Raw genomic sequence first — 24,654 nt, forward strand, 5'->3', positions numbered from 1 at the left:
TCGGCATGCCGGTACAGCGGAAAGGAGAACAAAATGTTTCGACAGGAAAATGGAAGGCTGATTTATACCTATGACGGGGAAACGATGTGGATAGAACCCTGGGGAGAGAACAGTCTGCGCATCCGGGCCACCAAAAACCGGGCAATGGAGGACACTGACTGGGCCCTCCTCCCCCAGCCGGAGCAGAAGACAGAGATAAGAATCGAAAGCCGGGAGGCGGAACTGAAAAATGGAAGAATCCGGGCAGTCGTAACATGGGCCGGAAAGCTTCTCATCTATAACCGGGAAGGAAAGCTTCTGTTAGAGGAGTATATGAGGAACCGAAAGGATGTAACAGACAGCAAATGCAGCGCCATTGAAGTGGAGGCCAGGGAGTTTCAGCCTATCCCGGGGGGCGATTACCATCTGACTCTGAGGTTTGAGTCCCTGGACCCTGAAGAAAGGATTTATGGGATGGGCCAGTATCAGCAGCCCTACCTTGACCTTAAGGGAGCGGACCTGGAGTTGGCCCACCGGAATTCACAGGCCAGTGTTCCTTTTGCCCTGTCTTCCAGAGGGTATGGGTTCCTCTGGAATAATCCCGGAGTGGGACGGGCTGTGTTAGGCAAGAACATTACCAGCTTTGAGGCTTATTCCACCAAGCAGATGGATTACTGGGTGACAGCGGGGGATACTCCGGCTGAGATTGAGGAACAGTACGCCCGTGTGACGGGTACCGTGCCCATGATGCCGGAATATGGCTTAGGCTTCTGGCAGTGTAAGCTGCGTTATCAGACCCAGGAGGAGCTGCTCTCTGTGGCCAGAGAGTATAAGAGAAGAAACCTGCCCATAGATGTGATCGTTATAGATTTCTTCCACTGGCCCAAACAGGGAGATTGGAAGTTCGATCCCGTGTACTGGCCGGATCCCGATGGGATGGTGCGGGAACTAAAAGATATGGGAATAGAGCTTATGGTATCTGTCTGGCCTACTGTGGACAGAGAAAGTGAGAACTATCAGGAGATGCTGGAGAAAGGCTATCTCATCCGCACAGACCGGGGCTTCCGGGTGGGGCTGGACTTTGAGGGGGCTACCATTCATTTTGACGCCACCAACCCTGGAGCCAGGGAATACATCTGGGAAAAAGCCAGAAAGAACTACTATGAAAAAGGAATCCAGATATTCTGGCTGGATGAGGCGGAGCCGGAGTATACCGCCTATGATTTTGACAACTACCGCTACTATCTGGGGCCAACTCTCCAGATTGGCAATATCTATCCGGTGGATTATGCCCGGGCGTTCTATGAGGGAATGGAGGCAGAGGGACAGAAGAATATTGTCAATCTGCTCCGGTGTGCCTGGGCGGGAAGCCAAAAGTACGGAGCCCTTGTCTGGTCAGGAGACATTGCTTCCAGCTTTTCCAGCATGAGAAACCAGCTGGCTGCCGGCCTTAATATGGGTCTTGCGGGGATCCCCTGGTGGACTACCGATATCGGGGGATTTCACGGAGGGGATCCCAACGATGAAGCATTCCGGGAGCTGTTCGTCCGTTGGTTCCAATGGGGCGCTTTCTGCCCGGTGATGCGTCTCCACGGTGACCGGGAACCCAGACAGCCCCAGGTGGGCACCACGGGAGGGGCAACCTGCTGTTCCGGGGCAGCCAATGAGGTTTGGAGCTATGGGGAGGAGGTCTATGAGATCTGTAAGAAATATATGGAGATTCGTGAAGCTCTCCGTCCTTACACCCGGCAGCTGATGGCGGAGGCCCATGAAAAAGGGACTCCGGTGATGCGGACACTGTTCTATGAATTCCCGGAGGACGGGAAGTGCTGGAAGATTGAGGATGAATACTGCTACGGCAGTGATATTCTGGTTGCCCCGGTGCTTTCCCCTGGAATTACCGTCAGAAGTGTTTACCTTCCTGCCGGATCCCTCTGGACAGAGTATGACACAGGCAGAAGATATAAAGGCGGTCAGCGGGTTGAAGCAGTCTGCGGAAGGGATACCATACCGGTATTTCTGAAGGATGACTGTCAGCCGTTACCCATACAAAGCGAATGAGAATAAAAGGAGGAGAAAAGAAGATGAGGAAAACCAAAAGTTTCTGGAAAAAGGCTGTTGCCGGACTGTTAAGCACAGCAATGGCCGCCGGAGGCATTTTTGCCACCGGGCTGGGAACCGTTGAGGCGCAGGCTGCCGAGATGCCTGCCCTGACCGTGGATTTTGGGGTAACAACCGGGGATATTCTTCACGGTGCTGCCGGATTCCTGTACGGGGTCAGCAGCGAGGATGTGCCTACCACGAATACACTGGTGCCCCTGAAGCCAAAGGTATTGTGTACAAAGGGTGCGCTGGGAACAGAACATCCCTACGGAGATGCCCTTGACGTGGCTAAGACCTTCCTGGAATCCGGGGGAGAGCAGGTCATGATGTACAATAGCAATTATTACGGAGTATTTGGTGTAACTGCCAATTACAAAGAATATGCAAATGTCCTGGAGACCATCATTGCCCCTGCTGTGGTGGAATGGAAGGAAGCCTGGAAAGAAGACCACAAGAATGACAATCTAAAGGATGTGGATATTGACAAAGCCATTGTCTATATCCCCATTAACGAGGGTACCCCTATCCGGGGCACCAATACAAATACGGCCTGGAAGGCATACTATGAAGCAATCAAGGCAGGGGATCCGGGCGCAACCATTGCCGGTCCCAACAGCGCAGCCTATAATACCCAGTTCAACGGAACCAATATGCGGGGACATATTCAGTACTGTGCGGATAATAACTGTATGCCCGATATCATAACCTGGCATGATCTCCAGGTGGATAAACTGAACAGACTGAAAGGGGAGATGCAGGACTTTAAGTCTATTTGGAATTCTACTAACTGGACAAAATGGAAGGAAGCGAACCATACGGATCAGGATCCGGAGATTCCGCAAATCTGCATCAACGAGTATGCCGACTTCTCTGACTGCGGTGTACCGGGGCGCCTGGTGAACTGGATTGCCCGTCTGGAGGACGAAAAAGTATACGGATGCCTTCCTTTCTGGCATCAGGCCAATAACCTGAACGACCTGACAGCAGATGCCAACGAGGGGAATGGAGCATGGTGGCTGTATAAATGGTACGGGGATATGTCCGGACAGACAGTAAAGGTTTCTACCAATACCAGCTACGAACAATTATACGGCGTAGCTTCCGTGGACAACACAAAACAGAGCGCTACCACGCTTTTGGGAGGAATCGATGGATCTGCCAACGTAAATCTGCTGAATGTGGGAAACACTGAGGCATTCAGTGGAGAGAGCATGGTGCATGTTAAAGTGCAGGCTACCGCATTTTCCGGATACCACGGGGCGCAGAACCAGACGCCGGTTATCATGGAAGGGGCTCTTCCTGTGAACGGGGACGGCAGTGTGACCTTATCCCTGAATAACATGAAGTTTTCCACAGCCTATAATGTTACGATAACAAAGGTTTCTGAAGGGGAAGAACTGACGGATGCTATGGTGAACCGTTATCAGAAGGTATACGAGGCCGAACAGGCCGAACTGGGAACCGGGTGCACCACAAAAGGAGAAACCTTCAACCCCAACTACTATCTCTCTGACGGTTCCATTGTTTCCATGCCTCAGAATGCAGTTATGACGTACACCATTGAGGTTCCGGTAGACGGAAAATATAAACTGGACTTTATCTACGGAAACGGAACGGGAAGCACCAGAAACAATATGAGTACTCACAATCCCCAGAATATTATGCAGACATTTTCCATCGATGGACAGGAGCCGTCTGAGGAAATGATGAAGAATACACTTCTGGAGAACATGACAGGTATTCATACTTTATATGGAGATCTGTCAGCAGGAACCCACACCATACAGATTCAGACAATGGGAAATGGCACGGTTTGGCATGATGCGCTGACTGTAACCTGGGCAGGAGCCAAGGATGTGGCCCTGGAAAAGTCAAGGGATCTCTATGAGGCAGAACAGTCAGATTTCAATATTCTCCTGGGAAATACAGATACAACAGTGAAAACTGAGAACAGCATTTCCGGGTACTCCAGCAATGGATATGTAACCGGACTGGATAAGAGAACGGTGGGAGAAGGCGGCGGTATCCGGTGGAATGTAGTCGTAGAAGAAAGCGGGCTGTATAACATGACCTTCCGGTATCAGTCACCGGCAGCCGGCAATATCCATATTTATACCGGCAATACGGCGACAACCCTGGACAGACTGAGCAAGACAGTTTCAGTGGAACCTGCCCAGGGACAGTGGGGAGAAGCAACAGCTTCCGTTTATCTGCAGAAAGGCATCAATGTCATTGACGCGGATACAGATGCGGCTCTGGCGCTGGACTATATGAAGGTACAGGCAGTAGACCAGGGAGAATACCCAACGGCGATTGAGGCAGAAGACTGTATTCCGGAGGGATCGGCAATTGAAGTAAAGAACAGCAGTATGGCTTCCGGCGGCAAATATGTAGCTGGTATGGAAGGCGATGCCAATGCGGCAGAGGATATCAACAAATATCTGGAGATCCACTGCAATGCGCCCCAGGCAGGTGTCTATGAACTCCAGGTGTTCCAGTCCAACAATGATATCTGTGGTACACACTCCTACAATACCAAGATCATTGATAAATATGCATCCTTCCAGGTAAATGGACAGGATCCTCAGAGATACTTCTTTATTAATACCTTCTCAGATGATACCTTTAAGGAGAAATCCATTCAGGTTCGTCTGGACGCAGGTGATAATGTAATCAAGGTCTTCAACGATGACAGCTGGATCGTAAAATGGGGCGGAAGCACTTCCACACCGGGAGAAAATGTATTAGATAACTATGCGCCGAACTTTGACCGGTTTATCCTGACGCCACTGACATTAGATGAGCCAATTGCAGTGCCTGATACCTACAGCATTCAGGTAACTACTACAGCAGCCGGTTATGCAACCGTTGACAAAAATGCAGTGGAACAAGGAGGCAGCTTCCTGGTAACGATGGTTCCTGAAAAGGGACTGGCGGATGTGCTGGTGGATGGTGTATCTAAAAAAGACCAGGTACTGGAGCAGGGAGACGGTGCCTATACCCTGGAAATACCAGATGTACAGGCAGATGTACAGGTAAAAGTATACTTTGAAGAAGCCAGCGGCGAACACCGGGATGCATACATCACCAATGCAGGCTTTGGCACAGGGAATACCTATGGCTGGGAAGTGAGCAGCGAAGATGCTGTATCCGTGGCAAAAGAAATTGCAAACAGCTACGAAGGCTACTATGCCCGCATTGAGCAGGGAAGTATTTCCCAGAACCTTCAGGGGCTGGATGCAGGAAAATATATCCTTCATGTTTATGCAAAGGGAGAGAATGCAGAGGGAGAAGCTCTGCTATGTGCAGGCGAGACAACCCAGGCGATGAATCTTTCGGAAGAATATGAAGAACAGACAATGGTTATCAATATGCAGAATAAGGGCGATATCTTAATTAAAGCAGATGCTGCAGGGCTTACGAAGGGAACCTTATACTTGGATAACTTCTCACTGGAAAAAGTATATCAGAGGGATGAAAGCCTGATTTCACAGGAACTGGAATACTTTGTAGACTGCGGAGATCACAACCCGGATACGCTCAGCCCGGGAGAAAAATTTGGAAAACGCAATCAAGTTACGGACCAGATTTTTGGAGAGGACATCCGTACCGGATATCAGTGGGGTGCGGTAACCTCAGAACAGGATCAGGCTATCGCAGCGCCCTCCGGAAGCAAAGGCGCTTACACTACTTACCAGTGGGCTAATGAAAACAATAAGGCAGACCTGCAGGACAAAGAAACATCCTTCCGCTATGCGCATAATCAGGCGGAAAACGGAATCAATCCCCGCTATGTCAAATACCGCTTCCAGCTGGAACCGGGAAATTATAAGGTAACCGCAGGCATGGGAAATCAGTGGAACAACTCCGGAAATCCCGATGTATATGCAGGGGAGACCAAATTAAATGAAGCCCCTCTGAATATCAGAAAAGGCGCCACTGCAGAGGTAAGCGGACTGGTGACAGTCCTACAGGGAGAGGAATTCCTGGATGTGTATGCACTGTCTAAGGATGCCACCATTAACATGAACTATATCTCCATAGAGAAATGGACAGAGCCGCCCAAGACGGAACTGGCATATTTCACAGACTGCGGAGATCACGATCCCTCCACCTTGAGCGCGGGTGAGGAATTCGGATACGGCAACAGCGTAACCGAGCAGCTGTATCAGGCAGATCCCGGCACCGGCAGGATGTGGGGACTGAAGGTGAAGGATTCTGACCTTGACACATCCGGAACACCGGCAGAATCCAAAGCAATATTCACCAAATACACCTGGGCCGATGAGCGCAATACCGGCGACAATCAGCCTAAGGAATCCACTTTCCGCTATGCAAGGGGTCAGGATGTGGCATTCCCGGATGCAAGCCAGCGGCCAGGGATTGACTATGGCTATGAGCTGGAAAACGGCACCTATCTGGTACAGGTGGGAATCGGCAATCCGTGGAGCAATGCTTGGAGCACAGCAATCACCCTAAACGGAGAACTGGCTACAGACACCCCAACGGTTGGGATACCCATGAATAAGACAAATATAATTGAAAAACAGATACAGATAACAGACGGAAATCTGGATGTTCATCTGAGCTGCCCGGATGCCTGTGTTACTGTTAACTACATTAAAATTTACAAATTGGAAGAAGCACCGGAAGAAGTGGTTTTGGAATCGATAGAAGTAACTCCTCCTGCAAAAACGGAATACGAAACCGGAGAGGAATTGAATCTGGAGGGACTGGCAGTTACTGCAAACTACAGCGACGGCAGCCAGCAGGAATTGGAAGCAGGCAGCTATACTGTGGAAGGCTATGATTCCCAAACCCCAGGTCAGAAGACCATAACCGTCAGTTACACAGAAGGTGAGGTGACAAAGACTGCAGAATTTACCGTAACCGTAAAGGAAAAGGAAGAACCGGACAAAACTCTTACAGGAATTACCGTGACACCTCCGGAGAAAACAGAATACGAGATCGGGGAACCCTTCGACAGCACCGGCCTGAAAGTAATGGCCCAGTATTCTGACAATACAGAAGCCGAAGTAACAGATTACACCGTTTCTGAAGTGGACACCTGCAAAGCAGGGGAACAGAAGGTTACCGTAACCTATCAAGATAAGACGGCAGAATTTACAATCCTGGTAAAGGAGAGAGTTCTTACAGGAATTGAAGTGATTGTACCTGACAAAACAGATTACCTGGTAGGAGAAGACTTTGCTCCCGCCGGTATGGTAGTAAACGCTGTTTACAGCAACAAGGTAAAAGAAGAGGTTTCTTCTGAAGATTACACGGTGGAAGGCTTTGACTCCGCAGAGGCAGGGGAAAAGACAATTACCGTAACCTATCAGGAGATGAAAGCAGAATTCACGGTAAATGTGAAAGAAGAAACACCGGAACCGGTGTTATCTAAAGTAGTGCTGACCCCTCCGGAAAAAACAGAATATGTGGTAGGAGAAGCCCTGGATCTTACAGGATTGGCTGTATATGCCCACTATTCAGACGGCAGCTATGTGGAACTCGCCCCAGAGGATTACCAGATCACAGAATTAGATACAACCGCGCCGGGCATCCAGTATGTGACGGTTATCTACGGGGAGATGGCAGCAGAATTCATGGCTGTGGTAGCAGAAGCGCCAAAACCGGAAGTGACAAAGATTGAAGTGAAGGCTCCGGATAAACTTACCTATCAGGTAGGGGAGACGCTGGATACAGAAGGAATGACTGTAACCGCTTACTATGCAGACGGAAGCCAGGAAGAAGTGACAAATTACACCGTGAGTGAGCTGGATTCATCTACTCCGGGAGAAAAGACCATTACCGTAACCTACGGGGAGGCTGCCGCAGAGTTCACGGTAACTGTAGAGGAAACAGTGAAAGCTCCCCACTGGGAGCAGGACCGCAACGGCTGGTGGTATAACAATGGGGATGGTACCTGGCCACAGAACAGCTGGAGGCTGATAGACGGAAACTGGTATTACTTTGATAAATACGGATACCGTGCCGAGGGCTGGGTACTGGATGGTAAGACCTGGTACTACTGTGACGAAAACGGTGTGATGCAGACGGGCTGGCTGCAGGAGGGAAGTACCTGGTACTACCTGAAGAGCAGCGGAGCGATGGCAACGGGCTGGCTGCAGGAGGGAAATACCTGGTATTACCTGAAGAGCAGCGGAGCTATGGCAACGGGCTGGACAAAAGTGGGAAGTACCTGGTATTATCTGAGAAGTAACGGAGTCATGGCAACGGGCTGGCTGCAGGAGGGAAGTACCTGGTACTATCTGAAGAGCAGCGGGGCCATGGCCACTGGCTGGGTACTGGATGGAAACACCTGGTACTATCTGAAGAACAATGGAGCGATGGTGACCGGCTGGGCAAAAGTAGGAAGCGCCTGGTATTATTTGAAGAGCAGCGGAGCTATGGCAACCGGCTGGGTAAAAGTGGGAGATACCTGGTATTACCTGAGAAGCAGCGGGGCCATGGCCAGCAGTACATGGATAGGAAACTACTATGTGAACGGTTCCGGCGCCTGGACAAAGACAAGATAACAGCAGCAATCAGACTTGATTTGATACCTGTCAGAAGGGAGGAACCGCTCCGGAGTGTGAAACTTCGGGGCGGTTCTTCTTATGCCTGGATATAAGACTAAGCAGGCAGAATATAATAGGGTTATCAACCATACTTTTAAAATTTGGGTTTCAACCCGGGAAAATCTGGATAGAATAATAATAAAGCAATGATTGAAGAGGTGAAAATTTGAAGACAGAAACCATTATTTTTCATTCTCCGGAAGAGATTGTTCAGTTTGTAGAATCTGTTCAGAAATATGATTTTGATGTTGATTTAAAGTATGGTCATATAGTAGTAGACGGAAAATCTTTACTGGGGGCGCTGGCTGTGGGTACAAACCACAAGGTAGAGGTGTGTATGCATACCGGGGACAGCGCAGTATAGGAATTAAAGAAAGCTGCGGCGGAAAGAAAGATGCTGTCTGTGACAGCCCGCCGCAGGCGGAGATTGCGCGAAAGCGCAATCTTTTTTGTTTTATGAATGTCAAAACTACACTTATAGACGAAAAGCAGTAGATTTTACCATGGTATTCTTGTATTCTAGAGGCAGAAACTGATACGTATAGTGGCAAAGGAGGAACCATGCAGGCAGATATAAGGGAATATATAGAAGGCTTTGAACCGTCGGTGCAGGCGTATCTTCTGGAGATGCGGCGCATAATCATGGACACAATACCGGACTGTACTGAGAAGATAGCCTGGGGCGCCCCGGCTTATTATCTGAACGGGTATCTGCTGCAGATTGCAGCGAATAAGAAGCATTTGGGATTCTATACAAGCCCGGGTACACTGGAAGAATTCAGAGAGGATTTGGCCGTCTATAAGACAAACAAGAAGAACACAGTGCAGTTTCCCTATGACACGAAACTGCCGGAAGCGTTGATTCGCAAAATGATTCAATTCAGGCAGAGAGAGAAGCTTACAAATTTGGATAAATAATAATCCTGCAACACTAAGGAAACGGGAGGACTATGTAATAGAGGGGCACCTATGTACGGCCTGGGATGCAGAGCAGTACGGTTCTCCTGGATGATGCCCAGTCTCCCTTTGGTAAGGCATTAACTCCGGTGCAGTGCCTTCACTACTGCCTGACAAGGCCGGCGGTGGCATCTGTGATGGTTGGAATGGGAGCTGTGGACGAGGTTCTTGCGGCCGATTTGGCGGCCACTGTATGTACTGCGGCCACTGTGCACCTTGTTCTGTTAAGATTGACGTGGCGGCGATGAATAAGTATCTGGATCTGGCATCCATACAGGAGACAGTCCCAGAGACGCTGAAGGATCACTATGCACTGCTGAAACATCATGCACAGGAATGTGTAGAATGTGGATCCTGTATGAAGAATTGTCCCTTCGGTGTGGATATCATCGGGAAGATGATGGAAGCAGTGGAGCTGTTTGGCTGCTAAAGAGTGTTTTTAGAAAAGGCATAACCTGCCCTTCTCAGGGACGACAGGTTATGCCTTTTGCATTACGAAAGTACGTCCTGTCCAGCCGGTTTATTTATGGCTGCTGCGCATATAGTGGTATCCTGTCCTGTATAGGGTTTTCCGGCAGCATTATCAAAAAGGTGTATATCTTGAAAACCCGCCCCGGTGAGCTCTGCTCTCAAAGAGTCTGCTGTATACACCTGATTCCAGAGATTATAGCAGCGGCAGTCATTTTCCGTCAGCACCAGATATTGTTCCAGGGTATTGGCGGTTTCGGGATACAGGGAATTCCGCTGAATAACAACATAAGGATCGGCAGACCAGAAGCCTGACGCCTCATACTGTATGGTTTCTTTTACCTGGAAGGAGTTAAGGCAGGACCTGGTAAACCCGTCAAGAATCAGCAAGCCGTCCTTTTTTAACGCTTTTGTAATTTTTCTCAGCAGGGCGCTCCTTATATCTGGGGAGAGAACCCCAAAATCACAGTAGATTAAGATTACAACATCATATTCCCGGAAAGCATCCAGTTCCATATAGTTCTTACAATAGTATGAAATCTCCCGGCCGGTGCTGTCAGCATGCTGTTTGGCATATGCTATGGAGCGCTCTGAAAAATCAATTCCTGTCACACAGAATCCCAGATCTGTCAAGAGCTCTGCGTAAATACCAGGGCCGCATCCCAGATCCAGGAGTTTTTTCCCCCTGCCTCCATGGCAGTACTCTGCGATCCAGTGAACAGACTGCTTTATAAATTCATGTTTTCTGGATGCGCCTTCAAAATCAGGATCCAGATGAGCCTTTAACATATATTCTGAAATATGCGGGTCAGTCCAGAAGGCAGAGGAACTTTCCAAGTAAACCTCCGGTGTTTCTTTCATATACTTTATAAGCTGCAGGTTTGTATTGGCCAAAGCAAAACCTCCTTTCTTTACATCATTTTATCCTAACAGATCTGCAGCTGAAAGGCCAGCGTAGAAAACTTATGAAAAATTAAGCTGCTGTTGGAGCGCCAACAGGTGATTTTTTTTAAAGGGATTACAATGGGAGTAGATATCAAGAAGAGTGAGGCGGTAAGTATGAATGAACGTTATGATGTAATCATTATAGGCGGAGGCCCGGGAGGCCTGACCTCTGCCATATACGCCGGCCGGGCGGGCAGAAAGACACTGCTGATTGAAAAGGGCAGTTACGGAGGCAGAGTGAATACTACGGCAGAGATTAGAAACTATCCAGGAACAGTACGTGAGAGCGGGGAAGGGCTGATGCAGAGATTCCGCGAGCATGCGGAGAGTTTTCCGACAGTTTCAATGAAGCGGACCACAGTCACAGGGGTGGAAAAAGAGGGAGATATCTTCACTGTTCATACCAGAAGAAGAGGGGATTTTCAGGCACCATGCGTTATTCTGGATCTGGGAACCAGGCCCCGGGTTCTGGGGATTCCCGGGGAGGAAGAGTTTGCCGGTCATGGGGTTGCCTACTGTGCCACCTGTGACGGGGAGTTTTTTAAAGACAAAGAAATTTATGTGCTGGGAGCCGGGGATCAGGCCATTGAGGAAGCGGATTATCTCACACGTCTGGTTAAAAAAGCCACGGTAATTGTTCTCCACGAGGAAGGACACCTTGACTGCAATGAGTTAGCGGCCCAAAAGGCCTTTGGAAACCCCAAAATTAATTTTGTATGGAATTCAACATTGGCCGAAATCCGCGGGAAAGACTGGGTGGAATCCCTGGTGCTGAAGAATGTAGTGACAGGGGAAATGAGAGAGGTAAAGACAGAAGGACTCTTTTCCTTTGTGGGCATGGTGCCCCAGACGGACTTTGTAAAGGATCTGGTACACTGCGATTTGTCCGGGTACATTCCTGTGACAGATAAGATGGAAACCTGTATACCGGGGCTGTATGCAGTTGGGGACTGTACCAGCAAATTTTTGAGGCAGATTGTAACCTCCGCCGCGGACGGCGCTGTGGCAGCAGAGGCTTCCGGCCGCTATGCCAGTGAATTAGAGCAGATTCGGGGGATATTAAGTCCGGATTCGGGAAAGGCAGTCTTTGTTTTTTATAATCCCTACCACAGCGAGGAGATTGAAAAGGTGACAAAGCTGGAGAAAAAACTGGGGGCAAGCCAGAAAGTCTACCGCCAGGATATTACACGGCAGAGCCTGCTTTATCAGGAGCTTGGCCTGAAGGAGACCGTGGCGGCAGCATATTATGAGGATGGACAGCTGATAAAGACAGAGCGCTTCCAGCAGTCGTAACAGATGGTGAATATAGCCTGAGGAGCAGGCAGGAAGAATGGAGGATATAGATTATGGGACAGCCGCTTGTTTTCCCTCACGGGGTAACTGTATACCAGCCGGAAAAGTGCTGGAATGGATATACGATAGTGCCGTTAATTAATGACGGAGTTTTACTGTTTGACATGAACGGAAATGAGGTCAGGAGATGGAAGATGCATGCCATGCCGCCCAAACTCCTTCCGGGGGGATATGTTATGGGACTTTCCGGATACCGCCACCCTGATTACGGCATGCAGGACGGGGTGAACCTTATCGAGATAGATTACGACGGCAATATTGTCTGGAGCTTTGATCATTTTGAGGAGATTGATGACCCGGGACGGGATCACCGCTGGATGGCAAGGCAGCACCATGATTATCAGAGGGAAGGGAACCCCGTGGGCTATTATGTGCCGGGTATGGACGCAAAGCCTCTGGATGGAAACACCCTGATTCTGGTACATCAGACCATCAGGAATCCGGGGATCTCTGACAAGAAGCTCCTGGACGATGCAATGATAGAAGTGGACTGGGAGGGGAATATACTCTGGAAATGGTCTGTCAGCGACCATTTTGAGGAATTGGGGTTTGACGAGGCAGCCAGAAATGTGCTGTTCCGGGATCCCAATCTCAGATCCTCCGACGGAGGGGTGGGTGACTATCTCCATATTAACTGTATGAGCTGTCTGGGGCCAAATAGCTGGTATGATTCGGGTGATCAGAGATTCAAGCCGGAGAATATTATTTTTGACTGCAGAGAGGCTAATATTCTGGCAATCCTTGACAAGGAAACAGGAGACATAGTCTGGAAGATAGGACCGGACTTTACGGCTGCCCCTGAGCTCCAGAAGCTGGGGTGGATCATCGGGCAGCATCATTTTCATATGATCCCCAAAGGACTGCCGGGTGAGGGAAATCTTCTCGTCTTTGACAACGGAGGCTGGGCCGGATACGGTACGCCCAATCCCGGTTCCAGGATCGGAACCAAGAATGCGCTCAGAGACTACAGCCGTGTGCTGGAGCTGAATCCGGTTACGCTGGAGGTCGTATGGAAATTGACGCCCAAAGAACTGGGCCACGCCATTCCCACAGATGCCAGTAAATTCTACAGTCCTTATGTGAGCAGCGCCCAGCGCCTGCCCAACGGAAATACACTGGTCACGGAGGGATCGGACGGAAGGGTATTCGAGGTTACGCCGGAATATGAGATAGTATGGGAATGGATTTCCCCCTACTACTCCCACAACGAGAAGGGACCAAAGAATAACATGATTTACAGGGCATACCGGTATCCCTACGACTATGTCCCTCAGGAGCCAAGGCCTGCGGAGATCGCCATTGCTCCTATAGATAATACTTCTTTCCGTGTTCCGGGCGCCGGAGCTCTGGGGGCTAAAACGGTAGTTGATGTGGAAGGAACTCTGCCCTACTATGACGACGTTGCCCTGTGCGTAGCCACAGACGACGAAGAAGATGTGACGAAGCGGGAAAAGGTGTTTACGGTAGACACTGACTTCTTCCGGCCAGTCACTATGCCGGAATGGGAAGGGGAAGTGCTGAAGGAGGAAAAAACCCCTGTCCTTGTGCTTTTTGGAGCAGAACGCTGTGTCCACTGCAAGGCGCTTCATCCGGTGCTGGAGGAGGCTTTGCGGGAAGAATTCCAGGGGCAGTTCAAGGTCTGCTTTGTGGATGTGGATGCCAATAAGGCATTGGCAGAGGCCCTGCATATAGGCGGTATTCCTGTGGTAGCAGTATTTTGCAGAGGGAAAGAAGCCCTCAGGTTCCAGGGGGAGAAGGACTACGACGATCTCTGTGACCTTTTGGACAGAGGGCTTAAGCAGCTTTGAATTTCCGGGGCTCCTGCCTGGCGGCAGGGCCCCTTGGGCGCCTCTGCCATAGAGATGCTCTAAGACAAAGCCGGCATTCCCAGGGGAGAACCCCTTTATGGAGCAGGCAATACCTGCCCCATTGTCGCTGTTTTCGGCCTGCTCTGCCGAAAAAATCTCCCCGGGTATGCCGGTTTTGTCCTGGTGCATCCGTGCATTACACGCAGAGGACAGATTGCATTCCCCACGGATCTGGGGTATGATGATGTTAACCTTTAACGTACTGCAAATGCAGTACGTCCGCCTGCAGGGCATGCGCTGAGAGGTGCCCGCGGGTAAGCTTTCCATCAGGAGGAAGGAAACATGCATCAGCTCCCTTTTGCCGATCTGTGCCGGGAACACGAGAACTACAGCCGGTATCTGAAATACAAAACCTATAAAACAGCCAGCATTATCTACTCCCTGGGGGATCCCATTGATGCCATTGGGATTGTAACAGACGGGATCCTGAAAGCGGAGACAGACACCGCCGGAGGAGAAGAGATGTGCAGTGCTTACTTTGAGGAAAAGGATATATTACCTGAATTCTTATACTTTTCCGGGAGGCGATCGTACACCTATAACCTGGTGGCGGCCAAGAGAACTACAGTAGCCTGGATGCCCGCCTCCAAGTTTGAAGAGATGATAGAGGAAGATACCCGGATGATGTACTCACTCCTCCTCTACGTCTCTCAGAGGGGGCTGAAGAATCAGCTTCTGCTCAACTGTCTGAATTATCAGACCATCCGTCAGAGAGTGGCCTTCTGGCTGGTGGGGATGGATCATCTTTATGAGGACGGACAGATCCCCCTTCCCGTGTCCCAGACTGTCTGGGCCAACAAGCTGCATGTGAGCAGATCCTCTCTGAACCAGGAACTAAAAAAGATGGAGGCACTGGGGTATTTCCGGAGAAATTCCGGGGGCCTGAAGCTGCTGGATGCGGAGGGACTTTCCGGTCTGCTTTAGGGTGCAGAGGAGAGTGCCAGTCCGCATTCCAGTGCGAGCGCCATGTATTTATCTGCCCCGGAAAGACCATAATCCGTCAAATCCCTGGGCTCCCATACTCCGCCGTCAAGGCTGTCCGCACCATAAAAAAATTGGGCGAAAGCAACCTTTCGGTATCTGGATACGGCCAGAAGTGCGGAGTATTCCATGTCTACAGCAATGCAGCCCTCTTTTCTGCGCTCTGCGATCTGCGGAGCAGTCTCCCGGTATATGGCATCCGTAGTCCAAATCTTTCCGGACGTATAGGGATAGCCGCAGCGGTCCATACAGCTTTGAAGGATGAGGCTGCACGCAGCATCCGGTTCTAAGCGGATATCTCCGGGGTAATAGTGGTAGCTGGTGCCCTCATCCCGGACCGCTCCGGCGGGAAGGATCAGACGCTCCCCCACCCTTTTTGCGTCCAGGACTCCGCAGCATCCGAAAAAGACAAAGCGTTTTCCTCCCATGGCAATGATCTCTTCCAGCCCGCATACACAGGCCGGCGCGCCCACCAAAGAGAGATAAAAGGCAAATCTTCTGCCTCCGTACGTGATCTCATAGACTGGAATTCTGCCGTTGGCAGTAAGCAGCCAGGCAATAATCCGAACGCCGTCCATAGCTGCGAACTTATCAATGATAGCTTTGGAAAAGGTAGAGATACATACCTCCGGAAAGCCACTCACTGGCTGGACAGAGTCTTCCGGGTTAATTACGGCTGCAGAGGGCAGCTCCTTCTTATAAAATACAGATGTCATAGGGGATTCACTCCTTTCCTGTAAGTATCAGCCGGATCTGGCTGAGGATTCTTTTCGGTATCCGGGGATCTACCGGCATAAGCTTGCTGTACATGCGTACCCCCTGATAGGAGAACAGTATCAAGTCAATCACTGCCTCCGTATCCACAGGCAAAAATTCGCCTCTTTTTATCCCGTATTCCAGGAAACGTTCCCACATCTCTGCAGACTGACGGTACTGCTCATACATGGAATGGTCATCCCCGGAGTATTCAGGGCTGCTGAAAAACTCATACAGTGCAACACTTAATGAACTCCCGGCATCTGCCATCTCCGATTCGTAGCGTTTCAGCACCTCATCCAGGATGTCACCTGCGGGAACACCCTGTTCCATCTTACCGCCGAAATCGTCGGCCTGCTCTCTCATAAGGGAGTCCACGATTTCTATGAAAATCTCCCGCGTACTACCGTAATGCCGGTACAGGCCTCCCCGGCTCAGGTGCGTGCGTTCACAGATGTCTTTCATTGTCACATCTTTGAATCCCTTTTCTGCAAACAGCTGACAGGCGCTCTGACAGATTGCCTGCCTGGTTCTTCTTCCCTTCTCTCCCATAGTACAACCTCCAATAAGCGACATAAGTGTCTCTATATTATGAGACATATGTGTCGCAAAGTCAAGAGGATTTATTTAAAACTTTTACAGGTTATTTACTCCATCCCCACAAGTTATTTAACCCGTCCGGCATATACTTGTCTCAGTAAAGGAGAGGAAGTGAAAGAAAATGCAGATTACCAGGCAGAAAATAATGGTCATTTTACTGATAGTTCTCTTATTTGCAGGGGGTGTGTTCTGGCTTTTTTTCCGGCCTGCCCAGGTATCCCCTGTTCAGACAGGAAACGGCATGGTCCTGGATATGGATGCAGAGGATTGGGAAAATCAGCTGGAAGGCCAGGCAGAGGCAGAAACTTCAGGCATTAAGATACCCGGATATGGAACAATTACTTTTCCGGCAGATGAAAAAGAGGTACAGCTCACCCTTGCTAACCCAGAAGAAAATCCCTGCTATTTTCAGTTTGTTATTGCCCTGGATGAGACAGGGGAAATACTTTATACTTCAGACCTTATCGAACCAGGAAAGGCCGTTAAGAGTCTCACGCTGGCCCGGGGTCTGGAGGCAGGAGAATATGAGGCAGAGATTCAGGTTCACACATTTTCCCTGGATACCCAGGAGAAGATGAATAATGCAGTGGTGCGTACCAATGTTTCGGTACAGTGACAGGAACGGTTAATACAGATATCCGCCCGGGAGTTATCTGTTTTAATAGAACTGCAGGATCGGAGCGGGCTATTTCTGTCTCCGTCTGCAAATTCCATATAGTATGAGGAGGAAATTTATTTATGAGAAAAAAAGTAGCAGCAGTATTAACCATGGGCCTTATCTTGGGGACATCCGGATCTGTTTACGCGGCAAATCTGGAGAGCTCAGAGACACAATTCACCTGTACAGTAACCAATTAGCCTTCCTACACAGTCAGTATTCCATCCAGCGTTACTATGGCCGCAGACGGAACAGATGTGGATATCACAGTGACAGATGTGAATAACCTTCAGGATGGGCAGAAGGTTTCCGTGACCGTGGCAGGGACAGACTTTTCTTTTGACCAGCTGGTGTTAAGCGGCAAAGACTCCGGCGGAATTAACAGAATCCTTGGTTATAAGATTCAGAGACCTGACGGCACATTAATAGAGTCCATAGCAAATGTATCTGTGGCAAAAGGACAGGAAATTGTATCCTTCACAGAAGACGGCACAAAAACGTACAGAGCAATTCCTGAAATCGGACCTACCACAGTAAAAGGAGTCACTTATACCGGCAGCCTTACCTATGGAATTGCGGTGACAGACGCCGAATGAAATAAGGAGATCTATCCTGATGAGCCAGGGCCACAGCAGCCTGCTTATCCAAAAGTATGGCAATACAGATCAAGCGTGGGGTCTCCTTCCGGGAAATTAAAATATGGAAAGACTGGATACGCGAAGACAGCAGACACGGGGGACGCCATAGAGGCGCCTGCCTGGCTGCTGCTGTGTACACTGGGAGCAGCCGGGAGCGTCTGCTTTCGAAAAAAATGCATATAGATTTTTGTGAATACGGGCGTCCCTCACCGGGGAAGCCCGTATTCTCTGAGGATACAGAATCGGGTGGAATAGAGGCCTGACATAAGGGAGGCCGGGTTGTCACAGAGCAGTGAGGGCGCTTTCCCCTCTTCAATTACAGTAATGCCTTCCTGCATCCGCCGTATCGTCATCCGCCGGATATCCGCCTCCGTGAGGCCCGAGACATCCCGGAGACGTTCAAGCTCTCTGCAGAAGGTTTCCCGGGGCAGCTGGCCGGTGAAGTTTCCCAGGTGGAGGATGGGAACTGCCTCACAGGCATCATCCAGAAGGTTTTGATAGATGGGATGCTCTTCCAGACGCTTCATTAATTCTTCTTTGCTGTTAAACGTAATGGATATCTCCCGGTTTTCGGTGAGATCCAGCTCCTGATATTTCAGCAGAAGTTCCTGGAAGATATCTGCATAGGGGGAATACCCCATGGATACATGATGCAGGCTGTCCCAGAATGCCCGGTCAGTGAAATACAGAAATTCTGTCTTTCCATTATGCTTTTTGACATATTGGAGCAGAACATCCGGAGAGGGGTACTCGCTGGTATTTCTGGAAATAAACACCTCCGTCAGAGAACGGGCCATGAATTCCAGGATCGCCACATGGCGGTTAAAGAAAACCTGGGTGTAGGAAAAATACCGGTTCATGAGAAACTGATCAGCGATGGAAATCCCTTTGGAATGAACACCGATGATCTCCGTATCCTGATACCTGGTACGTGCCAGACTCCTGAGAAACAGCCCAAGTTCAAAGCCGCCGTAGCTGGTTCCGGAAAAGGTGGCATCCCTCATAATATAATCGATTCTGTCGGCATCCAGCTCCGAGTGGATCAGCTGTGCCAGGCCCGAGATGCCAGGATTGCGCTCCACATTTCCGGTAATAATGTCGCAGATATTATCAATCTGTATCAGGGAGGAGCCCCCGCAGTATTTCTCAATAATTCTAATAATATCTTCATCATGGCGGATGACTTCCCTGGTAATATGCTCATGATGAAATGGATTGGGAGATTCCTGCATGCAGCGCAGGCTGGGATGATCCAGGCCATTCAGACTGTTTTGCACCCTGCGTTTCTGATTCACAAGAATATTCTCCGGATCCCGTGGGAGTGATTTGTAGGCCTGTTCCCCCACATGGGAGAGGGGATAGTGCCCGATATCGTGAAGAAGGCCTGCCAGCCGCACCAGCTGCCGCTCCTCCCCTGTATAGTTCAGCTGTATGGCCATCTGGTCGGCAATGTACATAACCCCCAGGGAATGGATAAAACGGGTATGCTCTGCGCCGGGAAAGATCCAATTGGTCAGGCTCAGCTGCTTGATGCTCTGCAGGCGCTTGAAGACAGGAAGCTCTATAATCTCCTTCTCCACAGCAGTATATTCAATAAATCCATGTACATTATCCAGAATCTTGTCTACAAAACGGATTTCATATCCACTCATTGGTTCACCTCGTATCCAGTCTTTTCATCATGTTTGGTTCGGTTATCTCTGCTATTTTCTATTTATTCTATCATCAGGTTCCCCTGAGATCCAGTACAAGATGCATACTTCCAGCAACACACTGCCATCCCCGCAAATTGCAGAATATCGGACCCGGCGCCGGATAGCTGTGGATTTTACAGAACGAAGTAGAAAAAATGTTTATTGACAACTTGATTTCACGGGAATTATACTTCATTATAGCAGCAATCGTTTGCAGATAAGATAAAAGGAGAAAAGTTATGGCAGGCATCAGAGATGTTGCAAAAGAGGCCGGGGTAGGGGTCGGTACAGTGTCAAGATTTCTAAATGACAGTGGTTACGTATCAGAAGAGGCGAGAACGAAAATTGAAGATGCAATGAAAAAGCTTGACTATACACCGAATGAACTGGCAAGGAATCTTTATCATAAAAAGACAGGAATTATTGCAGTGCTGGTGCCGAATGTTTCTAACCCTTTTTTCGCAGAATTTGTGGATTGCGTAGAGTCGGAGCTGTATAATGCCGGATTTAAAATGATGCTGTGCAATACAGAAAAAGAAAGCAATGCGGAGCTGGAATATTTGGATATGCTGAATCGGCACATTGTTGACGGGGTAATCACAGGGGTCCACTCTTTGAAGGCGGAGGAATACAGGAGAATCCATAAGCCGATTGTTGCTTTGGATCGTTACCTGGGAGAAGAGATACCGGTGGTAGCGGTTAACCATAAGGAAGGCGGAAGGCTTGCGGCGGAGACATTAATTGAGAATGGATGCAAAAAGATTTTGCATTTTATCGGCAGTACAAGGGTGGAATCTCCGTATCACGAGAGGCATTATGAGTTCGAGAGAATTATGAAGGAAAATAATATCCGGACAATCTGCTATGAATTGGAATGGAATCGGCTGGATGCTCAGTACTACAAGGAGGCTGTGAAGGATGTTATGTCTCAAAATATAGACTTTGACGGCGTTTTCGGGGTTGACAGGCTGGCTATAGAATGCATGAATGAAGTGATAAGAAGACATAAGAAGGTTCCGAAAGATGTGAAATTTGTTGCTTACGACGGTACCTATATTACGGAAATGGTTGAACCGGAATTAACAGCAATTGTTCAGCCAATAGGAGGGCTGGCAAAGGAATCTGCCCGTCTGATATGTAAATTGATTAACGGCAAAATGTATAAGGACAAAAATATTATATTGAATGTAGAATTAAAAAAGAGAAAAACAACAAGTGTTTAAGATAAAAGCAGCATAAAGCATTGAGAACTATAAATGAGTAAAACCTATCTCAGTCATGGTCAATGGAATAACCTTGCGGAAAGGGCTGTCAGGATTATGTGCATCAATTGAGGAGCAGGGCATGGTGCTGATTGTGGAGGCGTTTTCTCCAGAGTTCGGACATAGATTTTGGTAGTTAGTGCGGGATGACGGCTACGAGAACCGGGCCAAGAGCACCGGAGAGCCGCAGTTTTAGCGCTACGATAAACCAAAGATGAGGGGATTCCCTTATATGATCGAACTGTTCTCCTATAGGATTGTCTTGCGTGCTTCATCTGTCCGGAAATCGTGCTGCCAGTATGATTTCTGACCGGATGGAGCACTTGCTTTTTTGTGGATTTTACCGCAGAGCAGGATAAAGGTTTATATTGAGCTGGAATATATAATTGTGAAGTTTTAAAGAAAATGTTAAACTAATTTTAAATATAGGTAAAGGGTTAGTGATTAATACAAGAAGGAAGCTTATGAGAATGCAGAGACTATGGAAGTGCCTTGGCGATAAACCAATTCGGACGAAACTGAATATATTTTTTGCAGTCTTAATCGTGATCCCGCTGGTTTTGTTTGGCGTAATCGTATCGCTGGTGACGCGGGGGATGCAGCTTGACCAGATTTATAAAAGTTCACAGCAGTATCTGAATCAGAGCATGCAGGGGATTGACAACAGCTTATCTGAGCTTGATAACATCATTATCTCGAATCTCTGGAATGACGATCTGATGAGAATGCTGAATAAAAGTTCGGAGTATCTGTCATCACCGGAGGAAAAAAATCTTGCGAAAGGTCTTTTGCGAAGCATTGCCAATGCCAGGAAAGATATTGAATGCCTGGTGATCGTGACAGAGAATAAAGAGAAATTTACGTATTCTACAGGAGATATGTATACTTTAGTAAATGAATATCTCCGGAATGATGAACTTGACTGGGATGAAACTGTTAAACAGAAATATCAGAGGGGTGAAACAGTTTGGCAGGGGGTTCCTGAAACGGACGAGTACGTGGTGGGAGTACGGAAAATTCGTGATTTTGAAACGCTGAAAGATTTGGGAAGGCTCTATGTTTTTTTCAAAGAGGAGACGATCCGGCAGCAGTACGAAGAACTGAAAATAACTCCGGGTAGTTTTTTTGCGGTGCGGGATGAGCAGGGGCAGATAGTGTCTTGTGATGGGCAGGATATTGTGTTTACAGATGATTTTCAATCGGACAACCGAAAGGAGTTGAGCATTGCGCATGTGAATGACAGAGCATATTATTATGAGGAACTGAAGAATACCGATATTGGATGGACGATTCAGGAATTCACGCCGAAGGATGAGATGATGCAGGACATCTACCGCATACAGTTGCTGCTTGCTTCCATTATACTGATGATATTAGGAGTACTGTTCCTGATTATGAATCGGTTTTCGAATTCTATCACTGAGCCCATCCGAAATCTGCAGGAGAAAATGCTTGAGGTTAGAAATGAGAATTTTGATGTAGTTGCCGAAGTAGAACATCAGGATGAGATGGGAGAATTGGCGACTACTTTTAACGCTATGACGGGACGGATCAAGCGCCTGATAGAGGAAGATTATAAGAGCAAAATTCTACTTAAAGAAACAGAATATAAGTTTCTACGTGCGCAGATCAATCCTCATTTTTTGTATAACACTCTGGATGCTATCAGTTGGATGGCTTCCATGGGAGGAAATAAAGATGTGAGCAAAATGGCAGTTGCCCTGGGCAGAATATTAAGATGGTCGATTTCTAATACAGAAAACATTGTTACTCTGAAAGAGGAAGTAAGTAACACGGAGGATTATCTGTCAATACAGAGAATTCGGTACGGAGACAGTCTGGAATATGCGGTTTCTGTGGACGAGCCGGAGCTGAGCATGCATGTGCCTAAAATGATACTGCAGCCTCTGGTGGAAAATGCTCTAGTACATGGTCTGGAAATGAAGGACGGGGATAAGCGTCTCCTGATCGCAGCAGATTCTGATGATTCGGTTTTAAAAATCACAATCAGGGATAATGGAGTTGGCATGACCTCTGAAAAAGTAGAAGAGGTTATGAGCGGCAAAGTGCGTCAGCAGAAGCAGCACGGAGTAGGGCTGTATAATGTACATAAACGTATTCAAATGAACTATGGAGAAAAGTTTGGTGTTGAAATTTCAAGTACAGTTGATGTTGGGACAGAAATTGTAATAACAGTACCTTTAGAAGGAGGGGCAGTATGAAAATCCGAGTTATGATTGTAGAGGACGAGCCCATTATCCGCATGGGAATTGCCAGTGTACTGCCTTGGGATGAGATAGATTGTGAAGTAGTAGCCTTGGCGGAAAATGGAGTGGATGGGCTGGAAAAGGCGAAGAGCTTTCAGCCTCAGCTGGTAATCAGCGACATCCGCATGCCTAAGATGGATGGTTTGTCCATGATTGAGACGCTTGTATCTGCAAATCCGGATATCCAGGTTATTTTGCTGACGGGATATAAAGAGTTTGAATATGCGCAGAGAGCAATTTCATTTGGAGTGAGTAATTATATTTTAAAACCGGTAGATCAGGATGAATTATTAGAGGTCGTAAAGGAGCTGGCAGAGAAAATAAAAAAATCCATAGCGCTGAAAAAAGAGAAGGAATTGCTTAAAGCTAAGGTGAAGGAAAGTTTGCCTATCTTAAAGGATAAATTCATTTCCAGCTTACTATTCAGCAGCCCGGATACCCTTTATCGCGTCTGTGAGAAAATGGAATATTTTAATTTGCGGATAGACAGGTTTGCCATTTTGAACATTGAAATTGATTCCTTTCATGAGTTGGAAAAAGGGTTTACAGAAGATGATGTGCAGATATTGCTTTTTCTGATTGTGGAGCAGATAGAAGAACTTTTGCCGGATTACGGCTTTACGGCTATTACCTTTCATCATAAAAAATCAGTCTATGCCATTATTGGCGGCGATAAGGAAATGATGACGAAGGAGTTGCTGCCGGAGTATGCGCGGGAACTGGGAGAGCGGATTGAATCCTGTGGGAGGTTTTCCGTGTCCATTGGTATCAGCCGGGCATATGAAGGAGCAGCCAATATCAGAAAAGCACGGATAGAAGCCGATAAATGTGCGGTACAGAGCTATTATCTGGGAGCAGGCAGTGTGATCTGTTACAGCGATTTACAAAACATTTCCGATAGCGGGGAAGGCGTTGCAGAGGTAGAAACAGAGGCTTTCTTTGAAGCGCTGAGACAGGGTGGTGATATTGCAGCGGAGGCGCGGCATCTGTGTGATCAATTGAAAAATGTGAAAAATATCATCATAGTAAAAAGTACCGTGGCAGAATGGATTTCCAAAAGCTACCGTTATTTAATGGAAGACTATGGGGAAAGCACAGAACTTTCAGAGAGCCTTGAAACTGCAATGGAAAAAACTTACTATGCAAAAAGCCTGCAGAATTTTATGGATATTATGAATGAAACCAGTGGCTGGATAGAGGGATTCATTAGTCAGAAGCAATTATCGCGTACGGAGTATATTATGGACAGGGCAGTGCAGTATATGAGAGAAAATTGCAGAAGAGAGATTTCTCTGGAAGAGGTGGCAGATCAGGTCTATGTAAGCAAGTGGTATTTTAGTAAATTATTTCGCAAGGAAAAGGGTATCAAATTTAGTGACTATATGAGTGCACTTAGGATTGATCAGGCACAGAAGATTATTCGGGAAAACCCAAGCTTGAAAAATTACGAAGTGGCGGATATGGTGGGTTTTGGAAACGTTCGGTATTTTAGCCAGTTGTTTAAGAAAATTACAGGAAAGACACCGTCTGAATTCAGAGGATAA

The 24,654-nt window shown here is 48.1% G+C and carries 18 protein-coding genes; 14 read left to right on the forward strand and 4 right to left on the reverse strand.

Annotated elements, in window-relative coordinates; translation table 11 throughout:
• Nucleotides 1-33 precede the first annotated feature (33 nt).
• The 6 genes from BUA56_RS07565 (at nt 34) to BUA56_RS23600 (ending at nt 10,050) form a co-directional block, all read left to right on the forward strand.
• Nucleotides 34-2,040, forward strand: a complete 2,007-nt coding sequence (locus BUA56_RS07565; RefSeq protein ID WP_072850513.1) for a glycoside hydrolase family 31 protein — start codon at nt 34-36, stop codon at nt 2,038-2,040.
• A 23-nt stretch (nt 2,041-2,063) separates the two neighbouring features.
• A complete protein-coding gene (locus BUA56_RS07570) occupies nt 2,064-8,621 on the forward strand; it encodes a bacterial Ig-like domain-containing protein (protein ID WP_072850515.1) in 6,558 nt (2,185 codons plus the stop codon).
• Between the two features lie 208 nt (nt 8,622-8,829).
• The gene (locus BUA56_RS07575) at nt 8,830-9,027 is read left to right on the forward strand and encodes an HPr family phosphocarrier protein (RefSeq protein WP_072850517.1); all 198 of its coding nucleotides are present in this window, start codon (nt 8,830-8,832) and stop codon (nt 9,025-9,027) included.
• A 197-nt stretch (nt 9,028-9,224) separates the two neighbouring features.
• Nucleotides 9,225-9,581 (forward strand): iron chaperone, encoded by a 357-nt coding sequence (locus BUA56_RS07580; protein WP_072850519.1) that lies wholly within the window; start codon nt 9,225-9,227, stop codon nt 9,579-9,581.
• Between the two features lie 65 nt (nt 9,582-9,646).
• Complete coding sequence (locus tag BUA56_RS23595) at nt 9,647-9,868, forward strand: hypothetical protein (protein ID WP_242946734.1); 222 nt, start codon at nt 9,647-9,649, stop codon at nt 9,866-9,868.
• Nucleotides 9,865-10,050 carry a 4Fe-4S binding protein gene (locus BUA56_RS23600; RefSeq protein WP_242946735.1) on the forward strand — a complete coding sequence of 62 codons (186 nt, stop codon included), beginning with the start codon at nt 9,865-9,867 and terminating at the stop codon, nt 10,048-10,050. Before BUA56_RS23595 ends, BUA56_RS23600 begins: the two co-directional genes overlap by 4 nt.
• A gap of 62 nt (nt 10,051-10,112) precedes the next feature.
• Here BUA56_RS23600 and BUA56_RS07590 read toward each other — a convergent pair whose 3' ends face one another.
• Entirely contained in the window at nt 10,113-10,982 is an 870-nt protein-coding gene (locus tag BUA56_RS07590; protein ID WP_207650921.1) for a class I SAM-dependent methyltransferase, read from the reverse strand.
• A 165-nt stretch (nt 10,983-11,147) separates the two neighbouring features.
• Between BUA56_RS07590 and BUA56_RS07595 the strand changes: the two genes are divergently transcribed.
• The 3 genes from BUA56_RS07595 (at nt 11,148) to BUA56_RS07610 (ending at nt 15,178) form a co-directional block, all read left to right on the forward strand.
• The gene (locus tag BUA56_RS07595) at nt 11,148-12,326 is read left to right on the forward strand and encodes an NAD(P)/FAD-dependent oxidoreductase (RefSeq protein WP_072850771.1); all 1,179 of its coding nucleotides are present in this window, start codon (nt 11,148-11,150) and stop codon (nt 12,324-12,326) included.
• Between the two features lie 53 nt (nt 12,327-12,379).
• Entirely contained in the window at nt 12,380-14,194 is a 1,815-nt protein-coding gene (locus BUA56_RS07600) for an aryl-sulfate sulfotransferase (RefSeq protein ID WP_072850523.1), read from the forward strand.
• A gap of 342 nt (nt 14,195-14,536) precedes the next feature.
• Entirely contained in the window at nt 14,537-15,178 is a 642-nt protein-coding gene (locus tag BUA56_RS07610) for a Crp/Fnr family transcriptional regulator (RefSeq protein ID WP_072850527.1), read from the forward strand.
• On the opposite strand, the gene BUA56_RS07615 is transcribed toward BUA56_RS07610, so the two are convergent.
• Both BUA56_RS07615 and BUA56_RS07620 read right to left on the reverse strand, forming a co-directional pair.
• Entirely contained in the window at nt 15,175-15,951 is a 777-nt protein-coding gene (locus tag BUA56_RS07615; protein ID WP_072850529.1) for a nucleoside phosphorylase, read from the reverse strand. The genes BUA56_RS07610 and BUA56_RS07615 overlap by 4 nt on opposite strands.
• Before the next feature lie 7 nt (nt 15,952-15,958).
• Complete coding sequence (locus BUA56_RS07620) at nt 15,959-16,543, reverse strand: TetR/AcrR family transcriptional regulator (RefSeq protein ID WP_072850531.1); 585 nt, start codon at nt 16,541-16,543, stop codon at nt 15,959-15,961.
• A gap of 169 nt (nt 16,544-16,712) precedes the next feature.
• Here BUA56_RS07620 and BUA56_RS07625 point away from each other — a divergent pair, with 169 nt between their 5' ends.
• A complete protein-coding gene (locus BUA56_RS07625) occupies nt 16,713-17,207 on the forward strand; it encodes a hypothetical protein (RefSeq protein ID WP_072850533.1) in 495 nt (164 codons plus the stop codon).
• A gap of 278 nt (nt 17,208-17,485) precedes the next feature.
• Entirely contained in the window at nt 17,486-17,845 is a 360-nt protein-coding gene (locus BUA56_RS07630) for a hypothetical protein (protein ID WP_072850535.1), read from the forward strand.
• A gap of 248 nt (nt 17,846-18,093) precedes the next feature.
• On the opposite strand, the gene BUA56_RS07635 is transcribed toward BUA56_RS07630, so the two are convergent.
• Nucleotides 18,094-19,539 carry an HD domain-containing protein gene (locus BUA56_RS07635; protein WP_072850537.1) on the reverse strand — a complete coding sequence of 482 codons (1,446 nt, stop codon included), beginning with the start codon at nt 19,537-19,539 and terminating at the stop codon, nt 18,094-18,096.
• 281 nt (nt 19,540-19,820) lie between these two features.
• On the opposite strand from BUA56_RS07635, the gene BUA56_RS07640 reads away from it, so the two are divergent.
• The 3 genes from BUA56_RS07640 (at nt 19,821) to BUA56_RS07650 (ending at nt 24,654) form a co-directional block, all read left to right on the forward strand.
• On the forward strand, nt 19,821-20,804 hold the full coding sequence (locus BUA56_RS07640) for a LacI family DNA-binding transcriptional regulator (RefSeq protein WP_072850539.1): 984 nt from the start codon (nt 19,821-19,823) through the stop codon (nt 20,802-20,804).
• 509 nt (nt 20,805-21,313) lie between these two features.
• Nucleotides 21,314-23,065 (forward strand): cache domain-containing sensor histidine kinase, encoded by a 1,752-nt coding sequence (locus BUA56_RS07645; RefSeq protein WP_072850541.1) that lies wholly within the window; start codon nt 21,314-21,316, stop codon nt 23,063-23,065.
• Nucleotides 23,062-24,654 carry a response regulator gene (locus BUA56_RS07650; protein WP_072850543.1) on the forward strand — a complete coding sequence of 531 codons (1,593 nt, stop codon included), beginning with the start codon at nt 23,062-23,064 and terminating at the stop codon, nt 24,652-24,654. The genes BUA56_RS07645 and BUA56_RS07650 overlap by 4 nt, the downstream gene beginning before the upstream one ends.

Origin of the sequence: Lactonifactor longoviformis DSM 17459, assembly GCF_900129135.1 — a bacterium.
Lineage (GTDB): Bacteria > Bacillota > Clostridia > Lachnospirales > Lachnospiraceae > Lactonifactor > Lactonifactor longoviformis.

What these genes read in the sequence shown, in the direction of transcription:
- BUA56_RS07565 (WP_072850513.1), top strand. Translation starts at nt 34, where the DNA reads ATGTTTCGACAGGAAAATGGAAGGCTGATTTATACCTATGACGGGGAA.
- BUA56_RS07570 (WP_072850515.1), top strand. Translation starts at nt 2,064, where the DNA reads ATGAGGAAAACCAAAAGTTTCTGGAAAAAGGCTGTTGCCGGACTGTTA.
- BUA56_RS07580 (WP_072850519.1), top strand. Translation starts at nt 9,225, where the DNA reads ATGCAGGCAGATATAAGGGAATATATAGAAGGCTTTGAACCGTCGGTG.
- BUA56_RS23595 (WP_242946734.1), top strand. Translation starts at nt 9,647, where the DNA reads ATGCAGAGCAGTACGGTTCTCCTGGATGATGCCCAGTCTCCCTTTGGT.
- BUA56_RS23600 (WP_242946735.1), top strand. Translation starts at nt 9,865, where the DNA reads ATGAATAAGTATCTGGATCTGGCATCCATACAGGAGACAGTCCCAGAG.
- BUA56_RS07595 (WP_072850771.1), top strand. Translation starts at nt 11,148, where the DNA reads ATGAATGAACGTTATGATGTAATCATTATAGGCGGAGGCCCGGGAGGC.
- BUA56_RS07600 (WP_072850523.1), top strand. Translation starts at nt 12,380, where the DNA reads ATGGGACAGCCGCTTGTTTTCCCTCACGGGGTAACTGTATACCAGCCG.
- BUA56_RS07610 (WP_072850527.1), top strand. Translation starts at nt 14,537, where the DNA reads ATGCATCAGCTCCCTTTTGCCGATCTGTGCCGGGAACACGAGAACTAC.
- BUA56_RS07615 (WP_072850529.1), bottom strand. Translation starts at nt 15,951, where the DNA reads ATGACATCTGTATTTTATAAGAAGGAGCTGCCCTCTGCAGCCGTAATT.
- BUA56_RS07620 (WP_072850531.1), bottom strand. Translation starts at nt 16,543, where the DNA reads ATGGGAGAGAAGGGAAGAAGAACCAGGCAGGCAATCTGTCAGAGCGCC.
- BUA56_RS07625 (WP_072850533.1), top strand. Translation starts at nt 16,713, where the DNA reads ATGCAGATTACCAGGCAGAAAATAATGGTCATTTTACTGATAGTTCTC.
- BUA56_RS07630 (WP_072850535.1), top strand. Translation starts at nt 17,486, where the DNA reads ATGGCCGCAGACGGAACAGATGTGGATATCACAGTGACAGATGTGAAT.
- BUA56_RS07635 (WP_072850537.1), bottom strand. Translation starts at nt 19,539, where the DNA reads ATGAGTGGATATGAAATCCGTTTTGTAGACAAGATTCTGGATAATGTA.
- BUA56_RS07640 (WP_072850539.1), top strand. Translation starts at nt 19,821, where the DNA reads ATGGCAGGCATCAGAGATGTTGCAAAAGAGGCCGGGGTAGGGGTCGGT.
- BUA56_RS07645 (WP_072850541.1), top strand. Translation starts at nt 21,314, where the DNA reads ATGCAGAGACTATGGAAGTGCCTTGGCGATAAACCAATTCGGACGAAA.
- BUA56_RS07650 (WP_072850543.1), top strand. Translation starts at nt 23,062, where the DNA reads ATGAAAATCCGAGTTATGATTGTAGAGGACGAGCCCATTATCCGCATG.